The 6,607-nt window shown below is 56.1% G+C and carries 5 protein-coding genes; 2 read left to right on the top strand and 3 right to left on the bottom strand.

What is annotated here, in order from left to right; all coding sequences use genetic code 11:
• Window positions 1-463: 463 nt before the first annotated feature.
• Window positions 464-2,182: a group II intron reverse transcriptase/maturase gene (gene ltrA / locus KORM41_RS10220; RefSeq protein WP_068144101.1), complete on the top strand. Its 1,719-nt coding sequence runs from the start codon at window positions 464-466 to the stop codon at window positions 2,180-2,182.
• Window positions 2,183-2,437: 255 nt separating this feature from the next.
• Here ltrA and KORM41_RS22220 read toward each other — a convergent pair whose 3' ends face one another.
• The 3 genes from KORM41_RS22220 to KORM41_RS10235 all read right to left on the bottom strand — a co-directional run bounded on the left by KORM41_RS22220 (window position 2,438) and on the right by KORM41_RS10235 (window position 6,134).
• A complete protein-coding gene (locus KORM41_RS22220; protein ID WP_068147202.1) occupies window positions 2,438-4,627 on the bottom strand; it encodes a calcium-binding protein in 2,190 nt (729 codons plus the stop codon).
• A 138-nt stretch (window positions 4,628-4,765) separates the two neighbouring features.
• Complete coding sequence (locus KORM41_RS10230; RefSeq protein WP_068147010.1) at window positions 4,766-5,569, bottom strand: anti-sigma factor family protein; 804 nt, start codon at window positions 5,567-5,569, stop codon at window positions 4,766-4,768.
• Window position 5,570: 1 nt separating this feature from the next.
• The gene (locus tag KORM41_RS10235; protein ID WP_231727206.1) at window positions 5,571-6,134 is read right to left on the bottom strand and encodes an RNA polymerase sigma factor; all 564 of its coding nucleotides are present in this window, start codon (window positions 6,132-6,134) and stop codon (window positions 5,571-5,573) included.
• 234 nt (window positions 6,135-6,368) lie between these two features.
• Here KORM41_RS10235 and KORM41_RS10240 point away from each other — a divergent pair.
• Window positions 6,369-6,607: hypothetical protein (locus tag KORM41_RS10240; RefSeq protein WP_197421040.1), on the top strand; the 239-nt coding region annotated here is incomplete at its 3' end.

Here is a 6,607-nt window from a genome sequence, read left to right on the forward strand (position 1 = left end):
TCAGGCCACCGGCGAACAGACAGTATCTAACCCATCCGTGTTATCAAAGGGGAACTGGGTAAACCCGTATCTGTGCCCCGAAGTTCGAATCCTGTGCTCTCCCAAGGAGGGCGGATATTCGAACGGGCAGGAACTTTGCCACCTCTCCAAGAGAGGGAAGTTCTGGGGCAGGCAAACCGTAAGGAATGCTGATGCAGGTGCGGGCAGAAGAGGATGCAAAAAGCGAAGGCCGTTCTGTAATGGGGCGGATAGGGGTTTAAACGTTATCCCACCCGAAAGGGGAGCAGACTTGCATCTGGTGTCTCATGGTGAGACGAACCAAGGAAACACTTCTAAAACGGAGGGAGGCGATTACCGGCTCCCTTCGGGGAACCCAGTAACCGCCTCCAAAGACAAGCAAATGCTCGATCTTCTTGCATCTTTGAATGTAAGAAGCGCGCTTTGCGAAATCAAGGAGGTAAGCATGATTAGTCATCTTTGTAATGAGGATGCTGTTGCCTCCGGCGTTCCCGACCACTGGGCCGATATCGATTGGTCCCGCGTGGAAGAGAATGTCAGAAGGTTACAGGTCCGAATTGCCAAGGCAACCCGAGAGAGGAACTGGCGCAAGGTGAAAACCCTGCAACGGTTTCTGACCCGGAGCTTTTCAGGTCGCGCGCTGGCGGTCAGGAGAGTGACGGAAAACCGCGGAAAACGGACCCCCGGCGTTGACGGGGTTACGTGGTCGCGGCCTATTTTGAAACGGTGGGCGGTGGATGACCTCGGGCGGCACGGTTATAGAGCCATGCCGCTCAGGCGCGTTCACATCCCCAAGGCCAATGGAAAGAAGCGCCCTTTGGGCATTCCGACCATGAGGGACAGAGCCATGCAGGCGCTGCACCTTCTGGCCTTGCAGCCGGTGGCGGAAACCACGGCAGACCGGAACTCATACGGGTTCCGCGTCGGTCGCTCCACACAGGACGCTATCGAACAAGTCAAGAATCTTCTCGACAAGAACGGTAGTGCCCAGTGGATATTGGAAGCCGACATCAAAGGCTGTTTCGATGCCATAGATCATGACTGGCTGATGGAGAATGTTCCGATGGACAAGACCCTGATCCGGGAATGGTTGAAAGCAGGTGTTGTGGATATGGGTCGGCTCAAGGCCACCGAAGCAGGGACGCCGCAAGGGGGTATCATTTCCCCCACGCTCGCGAACCTCGCGCTCGATGGCTTGGAGGCTAAGCTGGTGGAGACCTTCGGGTCGATCACCATCAAGGCCAACCGGCACAAACACAACAAGGTCTCGTTCGTGCGGTATGCGGACGACTTCATCATCACCGGCAGCTCGAAAGAGCTTCTGGAAGATGAGGTCAAACCTCTTGTGGAAAAACATCTGGCCGACCGTGGCTTGGTGCTATCTCAGGAGAAAACCCGCATCACGCATATTGACGACGGTTTCGATTTCCTCGGCTGGAACGTGCGCAAGTACAAGGGCAAATGCCTGATCCAGCCGTCGAAGAAGAATGTGCAAGCATTCCTCGATAAATGTCGGACCCTCTTCAAAGAGAACGCGGCCGCCACGCAGCAGGGGCTGATATGGCAGATCAATCCGGTCATTCGTGGCTGGACGAACTATCACAAATCGGTCGCTGCCGGGCAGACGTTCACCTATGTGGACCATGCCCTGTGGAAACTGCAATGGCGATGGGCCAAACGGCGGCATCCAGAGAAACCGGCCAAGTGGATCATGAAGCGCTATTTCATGACCAAGGGACGGCGAAACTGGATTTTCGCGGCGAAAGACCGGAATGAGAAAACGGGTACGGACGAGGTTGTCTCTCAGCTTCTGGCTGAAGACACCAAAATCCGTCGCCATGCCAAGGTTAGGATGGATGCCAATCCATTCGATCCGGCATGGGATGCCTATTTCGAACGGCGGCAACAGGAGAAGTTGCTGGAGAAATACCAGCACCGGAAACTGGAGCCGACGCTCATCAGGCGTCAAAGGGGTCAGTGCGCGCATTGCGGACTACCTCTGACGATTGAAGAAGAGGTGCATGTACATCATGTCATCGAACGCCAGCATGGCGGGACGGACAAGATGGACAATCTTGTGGCTCTTCATCCGGTCTGCCATCGGCAGATACATCGTTCCGATCCTCAATCGGATGAGCCGGTCCTCACTCCGATAAGGGCTTAGAGAGGCTTGAGCCGTGTACAGGGAAACTTGTACGCACGGTTCTTAGGGGGGGATGGAGCAGCAATGCTCTGTCCCTACCCGGTTTAAAAAGGCCGTCCCTTTCGGGGCGGCCTTTTTTGTTGCGCTGGATGTCGCTCTGGCGACGTCGGTGCCTGTTTTGGCTGTCTGCCCAATCCAGTAACCGGGGCTTTCCTGTTGCCCAAAAAAAGAGGAGAGAGCCGGAGCTCCCTCCTCAGCCTAGTGACCGCGCTGTAGCTAGAGGTCGATCGAGGCGGACTGGAGATCAGACAGACCCAGCCCTACCAGGAATACAGAGGAGCCGTCCCCAGTATCGATCAACACACCTGCTTCCCCATTCACGGTCGTCTCCTGACTGGCAGCCAGAACATCATTAACTGATGTGAAGTCCGTATTGGTATTGACCAGGTAAAGGGTATCGAGCGCGGTGTCGAAATCGTCCACAACATCATTGCCGTGATTGTTGCCGAAGAAGAAGGTGTCCGCACCATCACCGCCGATCAGCAGGTCATTGCCAGCGCCGCCGAACAGTTGGTCGATGCCGTCACCGCCGTCAACCGTGTCATCACCGGCCCCGCCAAAGAGCGTGTCGTTGCCGTCGTCGCCGCTGATGTCGTCATTACCGTTTGACGCGAAGATATTATCGTCGCCGTCACCGCCTTCGATTTCATCTTCACCGTCATCCTTGCCGGCATAGACAACATCGTTGCCGCCGCCAGAGACGATCCGGTCGTCGCCGTCGCCGCCGCCGATCACATCGTCGCCGTTGGCACCGTAAACCTGGTCGTCGCCGCTGCCTGACCAAAGACTGTTGCTGGCGCCGCCGTTGGTGTTTGCCTCACCGTCGTCGAACAGACCGTCACCATCAGCATCGTGCCAGCTGCCGGCTATGACCACATCGTCACCGTCGCCGCCGTAGATTGTGTCATCGCCATCGTCGCCGATACCGTCGTTGTTGAAGTCATCGCCGACAAGGAAGTCGTTGCCTGCGCCGCCGCCAACAATATCGTTGCCGCTGCCGCCTGCGAAGCTGTCGTCGTCATCATCGTCAGCGCCGGCGAAGATTTCATCGTCGTCGTCGCCTCCGTCGATTGTGTCCTTGCCTGACCCGCCGGTCATGAAGTCATTGCCGCCGTTGCCCTTGAGGTTGTCGTTGCCGTTACCGCCCTTGACGCGCTGTGCGGAATCGTCGCCCTCGTGGTCGTCATCCTCGTCGCCACCCTCAAAGTCGTCGTCGTCCAGCTCATTATCGTCGTCGTCAAACTCGAAATATTCCGCGGACAGGTCTTCCAGGTTGGTGTTCTGAAGTGTCAGCGTTTCACCGTTGCCCAACTGAATGACCACGCTTGAGCCGACCTGGCTTGATGCAGCCAGCATTTCTTCGAAGCTGCCGAAGGCGTCGCAGTCATCAAGGTCGATCCGGTCGCCTTCGGCGCCGTTGAAATCGGTCAACACGTCGGATGAGTTCGAGTCGAATTCAAACTCGTCGGCACCTGCGCCGCCCGTTACCGTATCATCGCCGTCGCCACCGTCGATTTCATCATCGCCGTTGCCGCCAGACAGGATATCGGCGCCGTCGCCGCCCTTGATCTCATCGTCGTTGTCACCGCCGTCGAGGACGTCGGCGCCGTTACCGCCTTTGATTTCGTCTTCGCCAGCACCGCCTGAAATGGTGTCGTTGCCGTTTTCACCCTTCAGTTCGTCATGGCCTTCGCCGCCGATCAACTTGTCATTGCCGTCGCCGCCCTTGATTTCATCATCGCCAAGGCCGCCGTCCAGCGTGTCGTCGCCGTCGAAGCCCCGCTGTTCATCATCGTCGTCAGAGCCAAGGATGTCGTCGTCATCTTCGTCGTCGTCCTCGTCCTCGTCCTCTTCATCTTCATCGTCTTCTTCGTCTTCCTCATCGCCTTCCTCGTCGTCGGAAGCATCGTCGTCGTCGATTTCGTCTTCAGAGTCCTCATCGTCTTCTTCGTCTTCAGAGTCGTCCGCATCTTCGGCGTCATCATCTTCTTCATCAGCAACGTCAGCAGCGGCAAAGCGGAAGGAAGAAGCATCAAGATCAGAGAGGGAAGCACCCTGGAGCGTCAGCGTGTCGCCGCCTGGCAGGGCGATAACCACGCCGCCGCCAGAGTCGCTGGAAATGGCCAGCAGATCATCAATGGAATTAATGGTTTCATATTTGCGGAGGTCGACAACATCGCCCTCGCCGGGGTTGAAATCGGTAACGACATCATTACCGCCTCCCCGGATTTTGAAGCGGTCGGCACCGCTGCCGCCAGTGAGGGTGTCGCTGCCGGAGCCGTCTTCCAGTTCATCGTTTCCTGCGCCACCCATCAGCACGTCGTTACCAGCCAGGCCTTCCAACTCATCATTGTTGGCGGTGCCTGTCAGCGTATCGTTGCCGCTTGTTCCAATAAAATCTGTCATGTCCGTTCTCCAGATGAAAAAATCAATGCGTTATCTGGTTAACGGGATAGGAGGAGGGTTTATTCCATTGAAATGAATATTTTTTTGGAAAAACTGAAAAAGCTTAGAAAATTCAGGGTTTTGAAGCCCCTGAAGGCCTCAATCCCAGTTGCCAGTGATGGCTTTTTCTTCGTCGCTCTGGCTAAGGGCGTCGCCTTCCATCATGGACATGATCATGCTGCCGATGGGGTCGGTTGTGGCATCAGATGCAGTGACGAACATCCCATCGTTTGCAGGGGCGACTGCATCTGTCGCGACCACGGCCTTGATGCGCCAGCCACCGTTCTTTCTGCAGGCGATGCCATGTTGCGCGCTATTTGGCGCAGCGGTTGAAAACTCCCGGCAGAATGTCCCATCCGCAGTGCGGAAAGTGGTCAGGGGCATTGCTGCTGCCTGATCTTCAGAGCCGAAACGGACGGCCTGATGGCTGGCCGAGCTTTCAAGCGCTTGATAAAGCGGCGACTGGGGGCTTACCTGGCCCATGGCATAGTCGGTGATGCCACTGCTTTGTGGCATGCCGCCTGTGGACGTGAGGTTCCCGGCGCCAAAGCCGATGAACAAGGCGACCGAAGCCGCAATGGCCTGCGGCACGAACGGACGCTTCCAGAAAGACCTTGAGGCCTGCTCCGGTTGTTTCAGCGTAACCAGATTGTCAGGTCTTTCGGTTTTCTGATGTGCCAGCTTGCGTGCCAGATCATCAACAAGCGCCATCGTGTCCGGGCGGGCTGCCCGCTTCGGGGTGCCTGCCAGGCTGTCAGCGAGAAGGGCATCGGCTGCTCGCATTTTGTCAAGCTGGTCCCGCAGGGCAGGGGAACGCGCCAGCTCGTCTTCGATTGCCCTGGACTTGGTCGGCGAAAGTTCGCCGTCCATGTAGGCCATCAGGTCTGTATCTTCAATCTTCATGTTATCTCTCCCGTCCTCTACCGAACGGCACCACGTTCTCGTTTTGCTGACGCGCTTTTGCGGACAGCTCCGTGAGTTTGGACCGGGCCCTGGCTAGCCTGCTCATTACCGTACCGACAGGTAGCGACAATTGATCCGCCGCTTCCCTGTATGAATATCCTTCAACAACAACCAGCAGCAGGATTTCCCGGTGGTCCTCCTGCATCTGCGACAGAAGGGTTCCCAGTTCGGAAAGCCCGACCGCTGCTGTGGCTTGATTTTCTCCATCGATCCAGGGCTCATCCTTCGGGTTTTCCGGTTTGTCGGTTTCGCCGCGGACCTTCCGGGATCTGATTTCATCCAGCCAAAGGTTCTTTGCTATGCGAAAAAGCCATCTATCCAGATCGGTTCCCTGTGTGAACTGATCGAACTTGGTGAGGGCTCTTTCGATCGTTGAATGCAGCAGGTCTTCACCGTCATGAAGTGTCCCTGTCAGTGAGACCGCATAACGCCTCAGCCTTGGCAGCAGAGCCACCAATTCTTCACGCCATTCGTTGGCAGGGTCATGTTTCATAACTGCGTTCATCACCTTGGTAACGGTAAGCAAGCGGAGTTTATTCCCACTTTTTTAATTTTTTTCAATTTATTATGGCACAGAAAGCGGTTTCCTGCGCGTGTGAGTGTTAATCGGGGTTTATCTACTCAGTAGGGAATAAAATTGTGTGCTTACGCGTTTTCTTAATAGAATGGCGTTAAACGTCACCTGATACAGCGCGTTTGCGCTGTAAATTCGGCCCCCAAACACCTGGAGAACGGGATAATGAATTATAGGCACCTGACATTGCTGTGCGGCTTTAGCGCGCTTGTTGTGTCACAGGTGGCTTTTGCCTTCCCCGATGTCTCCCAGATACCTGACGCGCGCCCTTCTGGGCGTACTTCCGCATATGTGGAAAGTGCCTTGTTCGCTTACTTCGGCCCTGAAGAGGATGAAGCGGAAGACCAGGCTGAAGATGAAGCCGAGGAAGAGGCCGAAGAGGAAGCTGAAGCACAAGCGGAAGC

Source organism: Kordiimonas lipolytica (assembly GCF_001550065.1).